Origin of the sequence: Deinococcus apachensis DSM 19763 (genome assembly GCF_000381345.1) — a bacterium.
GTDB lineage: Bacteria > Deinococcota > Deinococci > Deinococcales > Deinococcaceae > Deinococcus > Deinococcus apachensis.
In genome coordinates this window covers 158381-174791 of the sequence record NZ_KB906403.1, presented here as the reverse complement: position 1 = coordinate 174791, position 16411 = coordinate 158381, and the positions used below count along the sequence as shown (strand labels likewise).

The 16411-nt window shown below is 69.1% G+C and carries 17 protein-coding genes and 1 CRISPR repeat array; of the genes, 2 read left to right on the top strand and 15 right to left on the bottom strand.

Annotation, left to right across the window (positions count from 1 at the left end):
* A CRISPR array of direct repeats spans positions 1-1371; the repeat unit is 29 nt; unit sequence GCGTTCCCCACAGGCGTGGGGATGAACCG.
* A 98-nt stretch (positions 1372-1469) separates the two neighbouring features.
* A complete protein-coding gene (locus tag F784_RS0111605) occupies positions 1470-1784 on the bottom strand; it encodes a hypothetical protein (protein ID WP_019586902.1) in 315 nt (104 codons plus the stop codon).
* A 1004-nt stretch (positions 1785-2788) separates the two neighbouring features.
* On the opposite strand from F784_RS0111605, the gene F784_RS26180 reads away from it, so the two are divergent.
* On the top strand, positions 2789-3271 hold the full coding sequence (locus F784_RS26180) for a hypothetical protein (protein ID WP_157465201.1): 483 nt from the start codon (positions 2789-2791) through the stop codon (positions 3269-3271).
* A gap of 345 nt (positions 3272-3616) precedes the next feature.
* Here the strand turns inward: F784_RS26180 and F784_RS0111600 are convergent, their stop codons facing one another.
* The 11 genes from F784_RS0111600 to F784_RS0111550 all read right to left on the bottom strand — a co-directional run bounded on the left by F784_RS0111600 (position 3617) and on the right by F784_RS0111550 (position 12527).
* The gene (locus F784_RS0111600; RefSeq protein ID WP_019586901.1) at positions 3617-4042 is read right to left on the bottom strand and encodes a hypothetical protein; all 426 of its coding nucleotides are present in this window, start codon (positions 4040-4042) and stop codon (positions 3617-3619) included.
* Positions 4039-4530 (bottom strand): hypothetical protein, encoded by a 492-nt coding sequence (locus F784_RS0111595; RefSeq protein WP_019586900.1) that lies wholly within the window; start codon positions 4528-4530, stop codon positions 4039-4041. Before F784_RS0111595 ends, F784_RS0111600 begins: the two co-directional genes overlap by 4 nt.
* Positions 4527-4787 carry a hypothetical protein gene (locus F784_RS0111590; RefSeq protein ID WP_157465200.1) on the bottom strand — a complete coding sequence of 87 codons (261 nt, stop codon included), beginning with the start codon at positions 4785-4787 and terminating at the stop codon, positions 4527-4529. Before F784_RS0111590 ends, F784_RS0111595 begins: the two co-directional genes overlap by 4 nt.
* On the bottom strand, positions 4784-4972 hold the full coding sequence (locus F784_RS0111585; protein WP_019586898.1) for a hypothetical protein: 189 nt from the start codon (positions 4970-4972) through the stop codon (positions 4784-4786). The genes F784_RS0111590 and F784_RS0111585 overlap by 4 nt, the downstream gene beginning before the upstream one ends.
* Positions 4969-5265, bottom strand: a complete 297-nt coding sequence (locus F784_RS0111580) for a hypothetical protein (RefSeq protein ID WP_019586897.1) — start codon at positions 5263-5265, stop codon at positions 4969-4971. The genes F784_RS0111585 and F784_RS0111580 overlap by 4 nt, the downstream gene beginning before the upstream one ends.
* Positions 5266-5416: 151 nt before the next feature.
* On the bottom strand, positions 5417-5686 hold the full coding sequence (locus tag F784_RS0111575) for a hypothetical protein (protein WP_157465199.1): 270 nt from the start codon (positions 5684-5686) through the stop codon (positions 5417-5419).
* 11 nt (positions 5687-5697) lie between these two features.
* Positions 5698-5895 (bottom strand): hypothetical protein, encoded by a 198-nt coding sequence (locus F784_RS0111570; RefSeq protein ID WP_019586895.1) that lies wholly within the window; start codon positions 5893-5895, stop codon positions 5698-5700.
* A gap of 12 nt (positions 5896-5907) precedes the next feature.
* On the bottom strand, positions 5908-6432 hold the full coding sequence (locus F784_RS0111565; RefSeq protein ID WP_019586894.1) for a hypothetical protein: 525 nt from the start codon (positions 6430-6432) through the stop codon (positions 5908-5910).
* Positions 6429-9869: a hypothetical protein gene (locus tag F784_RS0111560; protein WP_019586893.1), complete on the bottom strand. Its 3441-nt coding sequence runs from the start codon at positions 9867-9869 to the stop codon at positions 6429-6431. The genes F784_RS0111565 and F784_RS0111560 overlap by 4 nt, the downstream gene beginning before the upstream one ends.
* Before the next feature lie 94 nt (positions 9870-9963).
* On the bottom strand, positions 9964-10221 hold the full coding sequence (locus F784_RS23030; protein ID WP_040383035.1) for a hypothetical protein: 258 nt from the start codon (positions 10219-10221) through the stop codon (positions 9964-9966).
* Positions 10222-11834: 1613 nt separating this feature from the next.
* On the bottom strand, positions 11835-12527 hold the full coding sequence (locus F784_RS0111550; protein ID WP_019586891.1) for a YkgJ family cysteine cluster protein: 693 nt from the start codon (positions 12525-12527) through the stop codon (positions 11835-11837).
* A 97-nt stretch (positions 12528-12624) separates the two neighbouring features.
* On the opposite strand from F784_RS0111550, the gene F784_RS0111545 reads away from it, so the two are divergent.
* Positions 12625-13650: an HD-GYP domain-containing protein gene (locus F784_RS0111545; protein WP_026332427.1), complete on the top strand. Its 1026-nt coding sequence runs from the start codon at positions 12625-12627 to the stop codon at positions 13648-13650.
* Between the two features lie 10 nt (positions 13651-13660).
* Here the strand turns inward: F784_RS0111545 and F784_RS0111540 are convergent, their stop codons facing one another.
* The 3 genes from F784_RS0111540 to F784_RS0111530 all read right to left on the bottom strand — a co-directional run bounded on the left by F784_RS0111540 (position 13661) and on the right by F784_RS0111530 (position 16338).
* Complete coding sequence (locus tag F784_RS0111540) at positions 13661-14398, bottom strand: alpha/beta hydrolase (protein ID WP_019586889.1); 738 nt, start codon at positions 14396-14398, stop codon at positions 13661-13663.
* 192 nt (positions 14399-14590) lie between these two features.
* Positions 14591-15607: a Gfo/Idh/MocA family protein gene (locus F784_RS0111535; protein ID WP_019586888.1), complete on the bottom strand. Its 1017-nt coding sequence runs from the start codon at positions 15605-15607 to the stop codon at positions 14591-14593.
* Complete coding sequence (locus tag F784_RS0111530) at positions 15604-16338, bottom strand: ThuA domain-containing protein (protein ID WP_019586887.1); 735 nt, start codon at positions 16336-16338, stop codon at positions 15604-15606. Before F784_RS0111530 ends, F784_RS0111535 begins: the two co-directional genes overlap by 4 nt.
* Positions 16339-16411: the final 73 nt, after the last annotated feature.

Below are 16411 nucleotides of genomic sequence, written 5' to 3'. Positions count from 1 at the left end.
GCGTTCCCCACAGGCGTGGGGATGAACCGATTAGTTCCGATCTGGGCATCTGGGGCGTGCTGCGTTCCCCACAGGCGTGGGGATGAACCGTAGGTTTGGACTTTGGTGCATTGTCCATGAATGCGTTCCCCGCAGGCGTGGGGATGAACCGGTGATGGTTGGCAGCTACCGTGAGAGTTGCGGGCGTTCCCCACAGGCGTGGGGATGAACCGCTCCGTCGAGAGCGCCACCAGGCCGACGATGCGCGTTCCCCACAGGCGTGGGGATGAACCGGTCAGCTGCGTAGTCGTGACCCGCCCCGTTTCGCGTTCCCCACAGGCGTGGGGATGAACCGACGGGTGGCGCGGTCATCCTCGGGGCGGCTACGCGTTCCCCACAGGCGTGGGGATGAACCGCTCCCTCACGGTCGCTCGCTGCCTGTCCTTTCGCGTTCCCCACAGGCGTGGGGATGAACCGTCTCTGCCCGATTGTGGGAAGGTCGGCCTCCGGCGTTCCCCACAGGCGTGGGGATGAACCGTGGTAATGCTGAAACCGAACACCCGAACCCTGGCGTTCCCCACAGGCGTGGGGATGAACCGCCGTCCACCTCATCATCACCGAGCTGCACCGCGCGTTCCCCACAGGCGTGGGGATGAACCGCCTGACAGCAGTCTGACGGCTTCAGCGTGCAGGCGTTCCCCACAGGCGTGGGGATGAACCGAACCCGAGCTGGAGGCAGCGGTGAGGCGTTCTGCGTTCCCCACAGGCGTGGGGATGAACCGCTCTCATAGCTTTTATCAACGAAGGGCAACTGGCGTTCCCCACAGGCGTGGGGATGAACCGGCGGCTACCTAATGGATTTGGCCGAGTTGTTCGCGTTCCCCACAGGCGTGGGGATGAACCGTTGGCCGTTACGGTGGTGGTGGGGTTGGCCACGCGTTCCCCACAGGCGTGGGGATGAACCGTTCCGCACGAACGCAGTCGGTTCGGAGGCCCGGCGTTCCCCACAGGCGTGGGGATGAACCGGGCCAGCACAGAGGCCCTAAATACCGCGTGCCGCGTTCCCCACAGGCGTGGGGAAGAACCGACGCTGGAGACCGTCCTGGGCGGCCTCTATGAGCGTTCCCCACAGGCGTGAGGATGAACCGATTGGGAGCAGCCTCACCCAGCGCAGAACCCAGCGTTCCCCACAGGCGTGGGGATGAACCGCGCGCCCCCTGTGGTCGTGGTGCCCTCAAACGGCGTTCCCCACAGGCGTGGGGATGAACCGCCTGGGTGCCCGCCTTCGACCCCGGCTCCCCCGCGTTCCCCACAGGCGTGGGGATGAACCGGGCGACAACACGCACATGGTCGTGACGACCCAGCGTTCCCCACAGGCGTGGGGATGAACCGCCGGTACAGCAGGTAGCCGCCGATTCAATCTTGGTTTTTCCACCCTTCGCCGCGTCATGCCTTCAGCCTGCCCGGCAGGGTGACAGGACCCGGCTGCGCTACAGCGCCGCCACCACCGCACGCCGGAATGACCGGGCGAAGCGCGGCCCCATCAAGGCACATAGCCTGGCTTCCCGTTCCAGGGGCCACAGGGCCAGCCGTGCCGCGCGCATGTCCGGCAAGCCCCAACGCAGCCCGCCGCCTAGGGTAAAGCCCAGGCAGACCACCCGGCCCCGCGCAGCCAGCCGCCGCAGCGCCCGGCGCGTGCTGTCCTCCCTGGCCCCTACGTGCCGGGCGAGGTCTGCCGTCCCCAGCGGCCCACCCTCCAGGGCTTCCAGGATGCCCCGCTGAACTCGCCCCGGCCCTCGGCTCATGCCCTCAGTCTGCACCCCATGACCGGTACATGGCGAAGCAGCAACGCGACACTTAGGAGGTGGGCTGCTTCGCTTCACCGGGAAGCTTAGGCGCTTCCTCCCCCAACAAATGACAGCACTCCAGCATCTTGGAAGGAGCGACGATTTGCGCCCACGCTTCCCGGCCAAGGAGGAGAACGCCCGCTGCAAGCCGTATGTTCGAGCGTGGTAGGTGGACCGCCCGCGCTACAGCGCCGCCACCACCGCACGCTGGAATGACCGGGCGAACCGCGGCCCCATCAAGGCACATAGCCGGGCTTCCCGTTCCAAGGGCCACAGGGCCAGCCGCGCCCCCTGCAGGCCCCACCGCTGCCCACCCCCTAGGGTGAAGCCCAAGCAGACCACCCGGCCCGAAACGGCGAGGTGGCGAAGCGCCCGGCGGGTGCTGCCCTCACTGGCCCCCAGGTGCCGGGCAAGCTCTGGCCCGGACAGCGGCTCGCCTTCCAGCGCTCCCAGGATGCCTCGCTGTACCTTTCCCGGCCCCCGGCTTATGCTCCCCAGTCTGCACCCCATGAAAGACGCACGGCGAAGGAGGAAGCGTTGGCGCGTAAGATCATCGAATCAACCTTCTCTGCCCTCGTCATTAAGAAAGTGCCAAGTGCCTGACTTTCGTTGTCTACAGCACATTCGCTCGCTTTTCCAACCACTATTGCATTTGGGGTTGGTGACATATTGTGTCATTTCATGTAATCTTGGTAAGACAGGGGACGTACTTGGTTTCACCCATGTGGTACCCGCCCAAACAGGGGCTCTTCCTCGTACTGTGGCCTTTCTGCCGTAATCCCCCTGACTAATGGTCCGCCCAACCCTCCCGTTTTGCATAACGGGACTGGCGCGTAAAGCACCATTGAAGGTTTAGCGGATAATGCCGTCTACTACCGCGTTGCCGCCGCCCATTTCAATTACTCGGCTTCAGCAATCCTTTGACGGCTCTAGCTGGGTTCTCGCTATGCAAGGAGATCAAAATGTCTGAATCCGATGGCTTGGAGAAACATTTTGAGGCGATTCTCGGACGGGACCTGTCAGCAGATAAAGATGACCAACAAATCGTTCTACGTGAATACATCGCTTTGAATTCCACAAACGATGGATGGGTTACGTCACGAGAAACAGGAACAACGGGTAATTCTACAAAAATGTGCAGGCAGAGCTCGAATCCTCTTCTTGATGTGAGTGGTCTGTCACATACAGATGCTAATGGAACAATTCAATTTCTACTTGAGGATTTCTTTTGTACTTCAAATCCTTATTATTCTCTCCCCCTAAATTTTGTCGCTACCCCTCGTTCAAGATTACCCGTCTTCTTAACGATGATGAGAAGGGTTACAAACAATAGTACTGTGCAGATTGAAGTAATGTCTTGGAATTTTAATGGTTCGCCTGCTCCAAACGTCTCCTTCGACTGGCGCTGCCGCATTCAACATTGGGATAATAATAATGGGCCATAGTGTCAACAGCATTCTAAGGAAGATTCCCACAGGCTACGCCTAGACGCCCGCACCACCTTCCTAACGCGCCCACATCCTTTGAAGCCCTGAGTCTACCCTACGCCCCACGTCTTCCCTTCCTCGGAAGCGTGGGGCGTGTCCAAGATGGACACCCCCGCCACTCACCTTTGCCCCTGTCCCCCGGTCTTCCCTGTACCTGTGGACCTTCTCTTTTCACCGCCCTCTTTTCACCGCCAAAAATGGAGGAAATGGAGGGGGGCCACGCGGGCGCACGGCCCGGCAGAATGCACGAATTGCAAGCCCTGTAGCAGCCCTCCAGCGCAGCGGGCGCCTGATTCTTCGCCGTCATAAGTCCCCCTGTTCTTCGAGGATCACCCGGGCCAGGGCGGCGTATAACACCCACGCCACCCGCGCCCAGGCGTCTTCCTGGCCCAGCCCTTCCACCTTCGCGGCCTGGGCCTCGAAGACGGCAGGGGCAGCGGCAGGCGGCATGGGCCACGGGTGAGCGCCCGTCAGCCGGTCCATGTGCGCCGCCCAGCCCCAGGCCCGCGCGTGATCTTCCGGCAGGCCGGGGGGCAGGTCCGCCCAAGGGCGCACGGGCAGCCCCACCCCGCCCGCCGCAATCACGGCCCCTTCCAAGGCTTCTAGGTCCGCATCAGACAGCAGGCCCAGGGCCGCGCGCACCCGGCCCGCGTTCAGGTCTTCGCGGCCCGCCGCGGCCTGCCGTGCCAGGTCTTCCAGGCGGCGAAGGCGCAGGGTGCGGCCCGTCATGCCTCGCCCCCCAGCACCCGGCACAGCGCCGCCTCGAAGTGCCAGAGCGAGCGGCCCCATCGGGCCAGCCGGTGAACATCCGGCGAGAGAGGGACGCGACGCGCTTCACGGTCACACCACGCCGCGCACGCCTCGAAGTAGCCCACGAAGTCCCCCACCCGGCCCACAGGTGGGGCCAGCGGCGGCGCCCCTTCGGGCACGTCTAGGGCCATGTCCGCCCACGCTTCCGCGTCTTCCTTCGCCGGGTGAGTTACGGGCAGGTCTTCGGGCAGCCACCCACAGGCCCGGACCATGCGGGCCATGCTGTCCGGGTCGGCGTCATGCTCCAGCGTGGCGAGCGCGTCCCGCCACGCCGACCGGTCTTCGGGGGACAGCAGCCCTTCCACCCGCTCGATCTGCGCCCAGTTGGCCGCCCGCATGTCTTCGCGCCGGGCCTCTTCGCGGGCTTCCAGAGCTTGCAGCCGGGCCAGCTTCCCGCGTGCCCTCACAGGTCCGCCCCGCTGATCCCCGCGATGATCTTCGAGCCGCCCGCCGGAGCCAGCATCAGCAGCGCCCCGCCTGCCGCTTCCAGCCTGCCGCCTTCCGCGAAGTCTTCCAGTGAAAGAGGCAACGTGCGGCCCGCGCCGCCCTCGACTTCGCGCCATACGCCCGCCTGTAGGTCCGCCTCGAAGATGCCCACCATGTCCCCACCCTCTTCCCTTCGCTGGGCTTCCAGGCGGGCCAGCCGGGAGCGCCGCCCGGTCACTTCGCCCACCGGCCCGGCACGCCGTCCGGGTACAGGGTGAACTCGCGCCGCTCGACACGCACCACATCCAACCCTTCGCCGTCTTCCCTGGCCCCGCCGCCCACAACCTGCCGGGTGATCGTGACCCGCACCAGCTCGGGGGGCCGCCGCGCTTCGAGCTTCGCCAGCCTGCCGCGCAACGTCACGCCGCCCCCCTACCCAGCCGGGGGCCGCTGCCTTCCTCTTCGCCGTGCTGCCCTTCGAGGGCCGCTATCCGGGCTTCCAGTTCGCCCACTTCCACAATGCGGGCGTAGGCCGCAGCGCCCTGGGAAATGGCGTGAATGGCTTTCAGGCTCAGGGCCGCGTCTTCCTCTTCGAGCAGATCACCGGCCCGCGTCAGCGCCCGCCACAGCAGGGCACGGGCGTCTTCGAGGGTGCCGGACTTCATGCGCCGTTTCCGGCGCTTCGCCTGCCGGGCTTCTTTGGGGTCGGGGTTCATGCGTCACCACCTGCCCCGCCGTGGGGGCCGCGTATAGAGAGGGGGGGGAGGGCTGCCCAGGGTGAGGCTCCGAGGGCGGCCCGGACGCCGTGGGGCGTCCACCTGTCACCACGCATCCGGGCCATGAGGGGCGCGGTTCTGCCTTCGCCGGTCACGTCCTCACCCACGGCAGGGCGTGGCCGCTGTGGACGGCTGCCCCCACGCGCAGGGCCAGCAACCGGCCCCAGGTAGGCAGGAAGCCGCCGCGCATCAGCAGCCCAGCTCCTTCCAGGCTGTCCCGCGCCCCGCGCCGTTGTGAGGGCGTGAGGTCCGGCAGGCGGGCCAGGGTGCGCCCAACGAAGGCCGTGCCCTCGTCCTGGCCTTGGGCCACGTACCACCCACGCAGGGCTTCGAGCAGCACGCGGGCCTGTGCGGGCGTCATGGCTTCGCCGCTCACAGGCCCAGCCCTTCCCGGCGAAGGAAAGCGCAGGCCACCGCCTCGCCCTGGGGGGTGATCTGGCCGCGCGACAGGTAGCCCATGCTCGCCGCCGTCACGAGGGCCACGCCCTGCCGGTCAGGTCTGCCCTGTAGGCACAGCGTCCGCACCGCTCGCCGCTCCGGGCCGGGGGGCAGGGTGCGGGCGTAGGCCATCAAACACGCCCGTCACAGCCGCGCCCCCTGCCGGTCTTCAAGGGGGACAGGCACGCGCGGCCCGTACTGCTTGCCGCCGTCCCGCGCCCGGTAGCCCCGGCCCACGTCCTGACCCTCTTCCCGGTAGGCCGCGCACCTGTGCCCGGCGTGGATGGCGAGGGGGGGCAGGCTGTCCGGCCAGGCCCCGGTGGGCATGCGGCATGTACCCATCAGCGCCCCCCAGTCCGGGGCCAGCTCGAAGCGGGCGCAGCTCCCGCAGCGGCCAGGCTGGCTGGCCAGCGTCTCCCAGCCTGGCAGGGGCGGGCCTGCCTTCGTGGGCGGCAGGTCTTCCCGCGGGGCCACGTCCGGCGCCTCAACCTTTGCCAGGCGCAAGGCTTCGAGCAGGGCAGGCTTCGCGGCCCGCACGGCTTCTAGCAGGTCAGCCGGGGGGCCGCCCCTGCCGGTGAGGACCAGGGCATCCCCCGCGGGGGAAAGGCGGACCGTCACGCCCGCGCCCGCGAGGGCGGACAGCAGCCCCCGCACGTCTTCGCCCGTCACAGCTCCACCTCCCAGGGTTCCAGGTCTTCGAGGTCCGGCAGGGCTTCCGCATGGGGAAGGGAAGCGGCGAAGGAAGACGGGTCACTCTTTCCTAGAGTCCCCAGAGTCCCCAATTCATTAGAGAAATAATTTAAGTTGGGGACGCAGAGGAAACCCGTGTCAGACGTGCTTTCTTCGCCATGAGTCCCCAGTGGCCCCAAAGTCCCCAGAGATTCAGAGGGACCCTCCAAGGGAAGACGCAGCGTCAGGAAGTGGCGGCGCACGCCGTCCGGGGCCTTCCTCTTCGCCGTGTAGCGCACGCGGCCCCCGGCTTCCGCCTCGCACTTCATCAGGCCTGTGCCCTGAAGGCGGTCCCGTAGGTTGCCCCACAGCTTCCCCGCGTCCGGCAATGCGGCGCCCGCCTGCCCCTGGGCGGCCCGCTGCAATGCTTCATAGAGGCCGTCCGGCAGGAAGAGGCCCCAGTCCTGGCCGCTCTCGTGGACGTGGTAGCCGACCATGAACGCGCCGGGCTTCGTCGAGAAGACCTCTTCCTCTTCGCCGCCTTGCGTGAAGGTGCGCCGCTGCCGCTGCCAGCCGCACAGGGGAGCCGCTTCCGGGTCCGGCTGACCGCCGCCGCGCAGGTCTTCGAGGTACACGCGCCCCTGGGCCAGCAGCCCGGACAGCAGGGCGAGGGCGCGGGCCACGGGGTCCGCGTCCGTCAGGTGTTCCCCCTGCCCCTTCGCCGTCTCCGAGAGGGCCGCCGTCACTCGGTCCCACAGGGCCAGGGCTTCCCCTTCGTCTACTGCGCCCATCCGCACGGCAAAGGACAGAAAGACTTCCCAGCCGTAGGCCAGCTCTGCCGCCGCATCCCCGGTGCGCCCGTGCTGACCCTGAAAGTGGGGGGACAGCTCCCGCACGCGCCGCACGTGAGCCGGGCCTCCCACCCGCACCGCCTCGAAGGAAGAGGCCAGGCCCCGCACGAAGGCGGCCAGGGCCAGCGCGTAGACGCCCTCACCCGCCTTCTCTTCCGCCTCGAAGAAGGCCCGCGACTTCAAAGGGGAGTCAATCAGGGGACGCCTGACTTCCACCATCACGAGCCGCGCCCGGTTGCTGTGGCCGCGCGGCAACTCCTCCGCAGAGGTGGCGATCAGACCGCGCGAGTACAGCGCCGCCCGCGTGCGCCGGTCCGCCGTCAGCGTGCCGCGCCCCGCGCCGTCCGCCGCGCCCTGAATGATGCGTGAGGCCGCGCCTTCGAGCCGTGCCCGGTCGCCCGCGCTGCCCGAAGGCTTGAAGTCGTCAATCACGAAGAGGGCATCCTTCACCCGGAAGGCGTTGCTTTCGAGCGCGTTTGCCGAACTGTTCCAGCCGTCCGGCAGGAACTTCCGGCCCCACCGCGCCCCGTAGTGGCTCATGACCGGCCCCATGAAGGCGGTCTTATGGTGCCCCGTGGGGCCCACGGTCCATTCCACGAAGTCTGCCGGGCCGAGGGCCGCCCGGTAGGCCGCGCCCAGCATGGGGACGCCCACCGCGTCCGGGGCCAGGTTCAGCAGGTCCAGGGACGCCCGCACCGCATCCCGCACGTCTTCCCGGGGCCGGGGCGTGCCGTCTTCCTTCGTCACCGGGTCCGGCAGGGCGTAGGCGGACAGCCTGCCGCCCAAGTCCACCGCCACGCCGTCCACACCGCCCGCCGCGCCGATCACTGCGCCCGCCGTGAGGTACAGAGGGCCGTGTTCGGCGTGCCCAATCCAGCCGGTGTGCTGGTAGACCGTCCGGCGCGGGTAGCCCCGGGCGTTGCTCAAGACCTGTATGGCGTCCCGCGCCTTGTCTTTCTTGCCCTGTCCGGCAGGCACGCGGGCTTCCCCGCCCCACTTCGCTACGAGCCAGGCCATGCCGGAGAACTCAGCCGTGGGGACCGTCACCACCGGGGGGAAGAGAGGGGCACCGTCCGGGCGCGTGCCCTCGATCTGGAAGACGCGCCGAGCTTCCCCGCTGCCGTCCTCCTCGATCACTTCCGCCGTGATGAAGGCCGTGAAGTCGGCCAACGTTTCCGCCTGTTCCCAGTCTTCGCCCGTGTCTTCGTCTTTCTTCACGGTCAGGGCGCATAGCTTCCCGCCGCGCACGCCGTAGCCGCGGCGCTTGGATTCCCACACGTCCCCGGCGTCCCCCCGGCCTGCCTCTTCGCCGCCTTCTTGTGGGGGGGCTGGGGGCTGCCAGGGCTGCGCCGCTGCCAGCACTTCGAGGAAGCGCCGCCCCATCGTTGCCGCGTGGCCTTCCGGCGTGGCGAAGCGGCCCACCGCGGCCAGGGCATCACAGGCGTCCCCGCCCTGAATCCATGAGGGGTGTTCCGTTGCCGGGTCCAGGTAGGAGAAGGCCGCCCCCACCTGCCGGACCTGTGCCCCCGCATTCGCGCAGACCTTCGCCCAGGCTTCGCGAGCCGCGTCCCCTTCAGGGTCCGGGTCCGCATAGATGTAGGCCGCCCGGCCCGCTTCTAGGCCGTGCAGGTGGGGCCAGGCGCTCGCGCTCGCCACCCCCTGCACTCGGTAGGCGTCCCCCTGGCCTGTCGCTTCGAGCATCACGCACACTGCCGCCGCGTTCAGCTCCCCCTCGACGATCAGCGCGACGCGCGTGGGGTCTTCAAGGTAGCTGGGGGCGCACCATGCGGGGGAGTGCCCGCCTTTCGTGAGGTAGGCGTAGCGTGTGGCCCCTGCCGCTTCGAGCTCCACCTTAGTGCCGGGGTTGCGGACCTTCACCGCCCAGGGCTGCCCGTCCGGGCCGCGCACCTCGAAGGCCACGGCGCCGGGCAGCACGTACCCCGGAAGCCGGACGATCTTTTGCGGCCCCCCTTCCGTGCCGCCGTACTTCCCGGCGAAGCGCCACGCCCGCAGCACGCCGGAGGCCAGGGCGGGGGAGAGGCCGCGCCGGGCGAGTTCTGCGTGTTCCGGGCTGTCTTCGCCTGCCTCGATGCGGACCCACCCGCGCAGGGCGTGGGCCAGGGCGTCTGGCGTGAGCGGCCCCTGTGCGGCCAACTTCTCGCGCACGCGGGCCGGGTCTACCCGCCGCGCCTTCCCGCCTTCCTTCTTCGCCGGGCTGGGGGCAGCACCGCCAAGGTTGCCCCAGCCCTTCTTCCCTTCGCCGGGCGTGTCCACAAGTCCGGCCCGCTCGATGAGCAGCCGGGCCGCCTCGCCCTTCGAGACGTTCAGGGCCAGGGCCACGAAGTCCAACGCGCCCCCCTCGAAGCCGTCCCCTCCGAAGCGTTTGAAGACCGTGCCCTGTGTACCCACGCTCACCGAGAGGGAAGGGTCACGCTCCTCCAGGCCGGGGCGGAAGTCGCATAGCACGCCGCCGCCATCTTCCAGGCCGCGCAAGTCAGCGGACGGATTCACCTGGGCGGCCAACCACTCGACGAGGGGCTGGGGCCGGTTGGCCGGGTGCCGCAGGGCGTCAGGCAGGGCGCTCACAGCCCACCCCCGGCGAGGGGAGACGGGCGGCGCGTCTTCCCCTTATGCTGTGAGTGAAGCTTCCCCGCTCTGCGCCCGGCCTGCCCGCCGGGCGTCACTTCTTGGCCCCTACGCGCAGCGTCTCGCGCCACGTCAGGAAGTCAGAGACGGCGATCAGAAAGCGGGGCTTGCCCTGCCGGGCCGCGTTGTAGGCGGGCAGTTCCCCAGCGTGTATGGCCGTGTAGATCAGGTCACGCGGCAGGCCGTACCGCTTCCAGAGGGCCTGGGGCGTCAGCATCCGGTCTTCGACTTCGGGCGGGGTGGGCGCCGCGTCCGGGCGGGCCGTTACCTGAGGGTGAGCGTTTAGTGTCATGGGTTCCCCTGCCCCTGGCCCCGGCTTCCTTCTTCGCCGGGTTAGGGCTGCATGTCTGAGGGGCCGCGCCTTCCCACGGGGGGAAGGGGCCGCACGTCAGGCAGGGCCGGGCCTACCGCTCACCGCTTCGCCAGAATCGAAGCGGCCCGGCGCTCAGGCCACAGGGGGGGCAAGTGGGGCCGTGGGAGGCCGTGGCCGCACGTACAGGGGCCGGGGGGCGCGGGTGCGACGAGAGACAGGCCGAACGCGGCGGGTAAGGTGGGCGCGGTAGGCGGCCCGTTCAAGGTGCTTGAGCAGCCCAGCCAAGCTGTATGGGCGGTAACGCATCGCCGCTACCACTTCGACAAGCCCCCACTTGTCCCCTATAGCGCGGGCGTAGGCCAGGAGGTAGGGCAAGTACCGGTCTCTTTCCGGTCCCGATGCCCACATCTGGGGGCCGGTGTACCCCATGTACACAGCACTTAATTCAGCGTCTAGAAATTCCAGTAGTGATCTATCTACGTCATTGGAGTTTTCTTGACTTGCCCAGGTGGAGGTAAGGTGCTCAAAACGCTCCTCTAGGCACTCAATTGCGTACACATGCTCACCATTCCAGTGCTTACTTGGGGTGCGAAGCGCCCGACGTGTAAGATTTTGTCCCCTGCATGCCCGTTCTTGACGCCGTAGACGGCTGAGGACACATCGCGCCCGGTCCAGGGCTTGAAGCTTCCAAAGCCGCCGCACCCTGGCGCCCGTCTTCCAACGGACGCTGTGCCGCACCTTCCCATGCGCTGCCCGCACGAAGGCCAGGAAGTGCGCCCGCTTATTCATCACCGCTAATTGGGCTACCAGTGGCGAAGGCTCAGGCGCCCGCACCCTCGGCAGTGCTTCTCCTTCGCCGGGCTTCGCGGCCCACACGATCAGGGGAGCACACACCGTCTCTTCCACCTCACCGCTGAACAGGTGCAGCGTGTGGGTCTTCCACCCTTGCCGATTTACCACCGTGAGCCACTGCCCCAATCGGGCAGCGTTCAGCGTGGCTGTGGGCGTCATCCCGTACAGCTTACCCCACGCGCTACGCACCCGGAAGTAGCCGGACACTGTGGCCCAAACGTGGCCCATTCAGGGCAGGAAATGCACTCCCCGGACCGGAAACGCCCGGCCTCCCCTTCGCTGCTTTCTCCCGCTCTACACGGCATTTAGGCGGATTCCCCCGGGAAGGGGGAAACGGGGCCGAATACCCCTAACGCCCTCTTTTAATCAGCGGGTTCCGGGTTCAAGTCCCGGGCGACCCACCAGAAAAAATCCCGCCCAGCGCGGGATTTTTCTTTTGCGTCCTACGACTGAGGGTCGGGTGTCACCCAAACCCCACCACTTCGAGGCGAGAGAATGTTTCAAACGCAGCTTTCTTCTGCTGCACACCGCCCGGAAATCCTCACGCTCGGCAACGTGCGGGATGTCGTGTCGGCCCAGGTTGTCGCGGCGACGGGGGCGCGGGCGCTCGCCACCGCCTGCTACTCCTTCATCTCTACCTTCGCTGACCCGGAGGGGAAGAGCATTCCGCTGGAGTTGCACCTCGACCTGGTGCTCCGGACCGTTCAGACCGCGCGGTGGGCCGACGGGTTCTCCTCCGCTCAGCCGATTTCCAGCACCGTCCGGTGGGCCAGCCCCCGCGCTTTTGCAGCCTGCCACGCCCCACGGGCGTCTCCACGAGTCACGCACGCCATGAACGCCCCGTCGCGGGCCAGGGTGGTCAGCACCCAGAAGTCGCCCCAGGCTTCGAATCCCCACTCGGCGCGCATCGCCTTGGCCGCTGCCCCCCACACCGGCTCGGAGAGGTGCTCCAGCGGCGCGATGAAGTGCAATTCGCCGTCCGTGCCGGGGGTGCGGGCGACCTCGCGCCGGTAACTCTCGCGCTCGCGGCGGGTCATCCGCTCCCAGGCCCCGGCCTCGCAGTAGCGGGCGGGCAGGGCGCTGAAGGTGTCGCGGCAGCGGGTGGGGCGCGCGTCGTAGCGGGTGCAGCCGCCACTCTCCCGGTCCAGCAGGGGGCAGAAGCCGACCTCCACCCGGTGCCGCTCGACATACACGTCGTCGTTCGGGGCGGTGCGGGCGTTGTGGAGCACCTTCCGGGCGTGAGCCTCGACACGCGCGGCCTCCCCGTCCGTCAGGGCCTGAGCGGTCACCAGTGCCTCAGCCAGACTGACGCGGATGGGCATGTTGCAGCAGGCGAAGCACCCGGCGCCGCAGTACACCCGCCCGCCCCGCTCCTGGTAGCGTGTGGTCCAGGCCTGCGCCCGCCGCCCGTAGGCCGCGTAGGCCCGCTGCACGGGGCCAGTCACCCCGGCGTGGGGGGGGCGGCTCGCGGTGGGGGAGGTCGGCGCAGGTGTCACCCGGGTAGGGTAGCGTGGCTATACTGGGCAGAACGTGTTCCGACGCCCCCGTCCGCCGTCCGTGCCCCCGCCCGGGCCCGATCCCCGTCATTCCGGTGTCGTTCCCCCGGGCGAGCCGCCCGACCCCACGCGGGTGCTGGCCGATCTGCTCGCCCGCCCCAGCCTGGAGGGGGTGCTGGAGGGGGCCCTGGCCCACGCCGTCACGCTGCTGGGGGGGCAGGCCCAGGGGTACGCGGTGTGGCGGCGGGGGCAGGACCGGATCACCGCCGTGTTCGGCTACCCCAAGTCACTGATCGGCACCCCGCTTCAGGGGCCCTGGGCCCGGCCGCGCGTCCGTCTGCTCACGGGAGGGGGACGCGAACTGTACGAGCTCAACCCCCCCGAGGTCCAGGCCCAGCTGGACGCCGCGGGTCTGCGCGAGGTGCCCCTGACGCTCATCGTGCCGCTGAGCGACCGGGGCCGGGGTCTGGGGGCACTCGTGCTCGACCGCACCTCCTCGGGGGAGATCACACCGGGGCAGCAGGAGGCTGCGGCGGCGTGGGGTGCAGCGGTCGCGCCGCTGCTGACCGTGCTGCACTCGCGCGACGAGTGGCGGCAGACGGCGCGGCAGATCACCGGCGCCCTGGTGGAGGCGGTCGAGAGCCAGGAGTTCGACGGCCTGGGTCACGCGCAGGCGGTCGCCGACACGGCCATGCGGCTGGGGCGGGCGGTGGGCCTGGTCGAGCGCGAACTGGAGGAGCTGTGGTACGCCGCCACCCTGCACGACCTGGGCAAGCTGCACGGCGAGGCCGGGCACGCCCAGGTCGGGGCCAACTTCCTGCACGGCGTGCCCCATCTGGCCGAGGCGCAAAAGGCCATCCGCCACCACCACGAGCGCTGGGACGGCCAGGGCGAGCCTGAGGGCCTCGCCGCCGAGGACATCCCCCTGTACGCCCGCATCCTGACCGCCGCCGACGCCTACGTGCGGGCGGGCGACGTGGGCCGCTTGAGGGCCCAGGCGGGCAAGGCCCTCGACCCGCGTCTGGTCGGCCTGCTGGAGAAGCTGCCGCAGGAGGCGTAGGGGAGAGGTCTTACCTGGCCCCCGGCTGCCGCAGGAAGCGCAGCACCGCCCTCCAGTACCCCTCGCTGACGGCGGCCTCGGTCGTCTTGGCCGGGTCGAGGGTCACCGCCCCGCGCAGGCCGAAGCCCGGTGGGACGTACTGCACCCCCCGCGCGGCGCGGGCGAGTTCCCGGGCCGCCCCGATCTCGAAGGGGTCGTCGCTGCTCGTGACGAACACGGGCACCCGGAGTTGCCGCGCGGCGGCCAGGGCGTCCGTCTCGAAGAGGTCGCCCCGGTAGAGGCTGAACGCCAGGATTCCGGCGAGGTCCGGGTGCCGCAGGGCGAACGGGAAGAGCAGCACCCCGCCCGCGCCGCTGCCCAGCGCGAAGAGGGGCACGCCCAGGTGCGCCTGCCGCAGCCAGGCGAGGGCCGCATCCAGGTCCCTGAGCGTATCGGCCTCAGTGAGGATGCGGGAGCCCAGCCCCGCGGCCGTCCGGTTGGGATACCCGTCGTACTCGCCGCCAAAGCGCGCGTCGAGGGCCAGCGAGGCGTAGCCTTCCCGCGCCAGCCGCCCGGTCACTCCCCCGAACTCGTGCAGATTCCGCCCCGCGTCGTGCAGGAGCAGCACTGCGCCCACGGGGCGGGCCGGGGAGACGTGCTCCGCGTACAGGGTGAGGCCGTCGGGTGCCTGGAGTTGAACGACCCCCGCACGGGCCGCGGGCAGGGCGGCGAACAGGGTCAGCAGAAGCGGCAGGGCGAGGCGGCGCATGGAACCTCCAGCAGCAGGGGGAAAACGGCCTCGCGGGGGCCGCCATGGGGTGGGATGGGTACGTACAGGATGCCCGCGCAAGAGCGCCCTGTGGTGAGGGAGCCTCGGCGGCCGCTACCGGAAGGCATGTGAAAAGGGGGCGGAACTCTCTCCACCCCCAGCTTCAATCCAACGGCTGTTCCAAGTCTCTGCTCAGCTCACCTCCGCCATCAGGATTGGGCGCCGTTCCCGGGCGCTCTGGTAGCTGGCGAGGATGAGCCGCACGGCCTCCATGCCGTCCTCGCCCGTGCAGATGACGGGCCGCTCGCCGCGGATGGCCTGGAGAAACTCCACCACGTTGCGGGAATGCGGCTCCAGACCCGCGAACTGGTATACGGCGACGTCCTGCTCGTTCCAGTCGGTCCCCGGCGACGAGCGGAAGACGTGGCGCAGGGTGGGGGTTTGCAGCCGGTTGGTGTACTCCAGTGCCCCCCGCGTGCCGTACACCCAGAAGGCCTCTTCCCACCCGGTCGCGGTCCAGGCGTTCTCCACGCTGCCCAGCGCCCCCGACTCGAACTCCAGCGACACGACGCTCGTGTCCTCGACCTCGACTTCAAAGCCCAGGGTGGCGGTGCGGGCGAAGACCTCGCGGACCGGGCCGCCGAAGTAGCGGGCGAGGTCCATCATGTGGCTCCCGTTGTCGAGCAGGGTGCCGCCCCCCGAACTCGCCAGGGTGCGGAACGACTCGCGCACCGGGCCGCCGCCCCAGTCGTGGGCCTGCCGCAGCCGCACGAAGGTCACCCGGCCGAGTTCGCCCGAGATGATGAGCTGCCGCGCCTTCTCCGCCGCCGCGTTCGAGCGCAGGTGGTGACCGATCTGGAGGATGACGCCCGCCTCTCTACAGGTGTCGATCATCTCCTGCGCCTGCTCCAGCGACATGGAGATCGGCTTCTCGCACAGGACGTGCTTCCCCGCCCGCGCCGCCGCGATGGTCGCCGGGTGGTGCAGGGAGTTCGGGAGGCAGACGGACACCGCCTCGACCTCGGGGTCGGCGCACAGGTCCTCGAAACTCGCGTAGCCGCGCGGCACCCGCCACTCAGCCTGCACCTGCTCCAGCGTCTGCGGGTTGGCCTCGGCCACGGCGACGACCTGCGCGCCCGCCGCCGCGTACCCCGCGAAGTGAAAGCGCGAGACGCCGCCCCCGCCGATCACGCCGACCTTCATGGTCATACGAGTTCCCCGGTGGGTTCGAGGGGTGGGCGGTTGCCGAAGGCGCGCGGGGCCCCGGGGGTCGAGGCGGCCCAGCGCACCGCGTTGGCGATCACGCGCTGGATGTCCGGGTGGTGGTAGGTGGGGTAGGTCTCGTGCCCGGGGCGGAAGTAGAAGATCTTCCCGGAGCCGCGCGTGTAGCAGCAGCCCGAGCGGAAGACCTCGCCGCCGCTGAACCAGCTCAGGAAGACCAGCGTCTCGGGGGGCGGCACGTCGAAGAACTCGCCGTACATCTCCTCGCCGAGGAGCTCGATGGTCTCGCCCAGCCCCTCGGCGATGGGGTGCCCGGGAGCCACGACCCACAGCCGCTCGTGGTCGTCGCCCTCGCGCCACTTCAGGTCGCAGCCCGTGCCCATGAGGCGTTTGAAGATCTTGGAGAAGTGCGCGGAGTGAAGCGCGATCAGGCCCATGCCGTCCAGCACCCGGCGGTGCACGCGCTCGACCACCTCGTCCGAGACCTCCCCGTGCGCCAGGTGGCCCCACCAGATCAGCACGTCCGTCTCCGCCAGCACCTCCTCCGTCAAGCCGTGCTCGGGCTCGTCGAGGGTGGCGGTGCGGACGGGGAAACCCGCCCCCTGCAGGGCGGCGGCGATAACCGCGTGCATTCCATCGGGGTAGATGGCCTGCACCTTGGGGTTGCGCTTCTCGTGGCGGTACTCGTTCCAGACGGTGACGCGGGATGTTCCTGGCATGGCCGCTCCTCTCGGGTGAATCGTCGCGGCCCAGCATAGGCGCCCCCTGCCCCCGGAACATTCACCGAAGCGA